Source organism: Desulfovibrio legallii, assembly GCF_004309735.1.
Taxonomy (GTDB): Bacteria; Desulfobacterota; Desulfovibrionia; order Desulfovibrionales; family Desulfovibrionaceae; genus Desulfovibrio; species Desulfovibrio legallii.
Genome location: NZ_SIXC01000026.1, coordinates 1 through 1,872, shown reverse-complemented (window position 1 = coordinate 1,872; position 1,872 = coordinate 1). Strand labels below are relative to the sequence as shown.

The following is a 1,872-nucleotide window of genomic DNA, read 5'->3' as shown; positions in this document are numbered from 1 at the left end:
ACTTTTACAACCGTTTCCGGCCGCACAGCAGCCTGGGTGGAGTCCCCCCGGAACGTTTTCATGAACAAGGACTTTTAAAGGCAGCCTGATAAGGGTAAAACTAGCTAACAAAGCGCTATTTGCTGTCCGAACAATGGGGACCACCTCTATGTTTCCAAATTATATGGCGTTTTGATTGTGCGGGGGAGTTTTGAACTTTGGCTCATTAGCCAGACTACACGAAATAATGGAGGGCTCATGTCAAGGGAAATGCGTCACCTTTCAGCAAAATGGGCAAATGGTGTACATTGGCCAAAGCGCCTTGAATGGATAGAAATCTCAGGAATTAGGGGATGGTCCGGGCACAGAGTTGAATTTAAATACCCAATCACGGCGATTGTTGGGGAAAATGGGTCTGGAAAAAGTACTATTCTCCAAGCGTCTGCTTCGAGCTATCGTAGTCCAAATGTTGACAACAACTTGTTTGCATCACGGTTTTTTCCTGATACCCCTTGGGATCATGTTGTAAGTGCTGAGATTAAATATAGTGTTCGTGAGGGGGGTGGTTCTTTTGTTGGTAGCGTACGAAAACGTACTGGTAGATGGAGAGGCAACCCGGAGAGGCGGGAAAGGCTTGTTTATTACATTGACTTAAGTAGGATTCAACCCCTGGCTGCCCGCTCTGGTTACTCAAGAATTGCTAAAGCCAACCTCAGAGAAGGGAATGCCCGGCAATTCCCCAATGATGTCACAGAACGCCTTTCTACAATAATGGGCAAGGCATATGATAGTGCCAGAATGGCTACGGCAGAAGATGATCCAAATAGGTTGGTTCCAGTAATCCAGAGGGGGACGCAGCCGTATTCGGGATTTCATCAAGGGGCTGGTGAACTCACTGCGACAGAATTACTAGCGCATAATTTTCAGCGATATTCAATTGTAATAATTGATGAAATAGAATCTTCTTTACACCCTCGTGCGCAGCGCAGGCTAATCCGTGATATTGCCAACATCGCTCGAGACAAAGAAATACAAGTTATTGTCTCTACCCACTCCCCTTATGTCCTTGAAGAAATCCCTCCTGAAGGACGTATCTATATTGTTGAGACAGACGATGGAAAATCGACTGTTACCGGTGTAAGTCCAGAGTTTGCGATGTCAAAAATGGATGAGGAAAATCATCCAGAGGTTGATATTTATGTCGAGGACGATGCTGCAAGAATAATGGTCAACGAAATTGTTGTTCATGAAGATAAAAATATAGCACCAGTAATATCAATAACGGCATTTGGTACCGCAACTGTCGGTATGAATCTTGGTTTAATGGTATCTCAAAACAGGTTTAGACGACCATCAGTAGTTTTCCTTGATGGAGATCAAGACAACGCTCCTGGCGTATCAATCTTGCCCGGGGGAGATGCTCCAGAACGAGCGATATTCGATGTATTATGTTCTGCTAGCTGGCCTGACATCGCCAACCGTCTGGGGAGAGGTAACGCAGACGTCATTGATGCTCTGACCAGAGCAATGGCGCAACCTAATCATCATGACTGGCTAAAGAGCGCAGCCAACGATCTCGTCGTGGGAACAGACCATTTATGGCAAGTTATGTGTGCATCGTGGGTTTGCAATTGTGCGACTCAAGCAGAGCTGGACAGCGTTATGATGCCGATAAAGGATACACTTCTGCCTCAATAAAAGAAAGGGCCGCCCTGAAATGGGTGGCCCTTTCTTGTCTTGCTCAGAGAGGTGGTCCCCATTGTTCGGACAGCAAATAGCGCTTTGTTAGCTAGTTTTACCCTTATCAGGCTGCCTTTAAAAGTCCTTGTTCATGAAAACGTTCCGGGGGGACTCCACCCAGGCTGCTGTGCGGCCGGAAACGGTTGTAAAAGT

The 1,872-nt window shown here is 46.4% G+C and carries 1 protein-coding gene; it reads left to right on the top strand.

Annotated elements, in window-relative coordinates; translation table 11 throughout:
• The first annotated feature begins 237 nt into the window (after window positions 1-237).
• Complete coding sequence (locus tag EB812_RS11565; RefSeq protein WP_207287380.1) at window positions 238-1,677, top strand: ATP-dependent nuclease; 1,440 nt, start codon at window positions 238-240, stop codon at window positions 1,675-1,677.
• Window positions 1,678-1,872: the final 195 nt, after the last annotated feature.

Bases quoted from the DNA above. Each gene is read 5' to 3' on its own strand.
- EB812_RS11565 (WP_207287380.1), top strand. From the start codon at position 238: ATGTCAAGGGAAATGCGTCACCTTTCAGCAAAATGGGCAAATGGTGTA.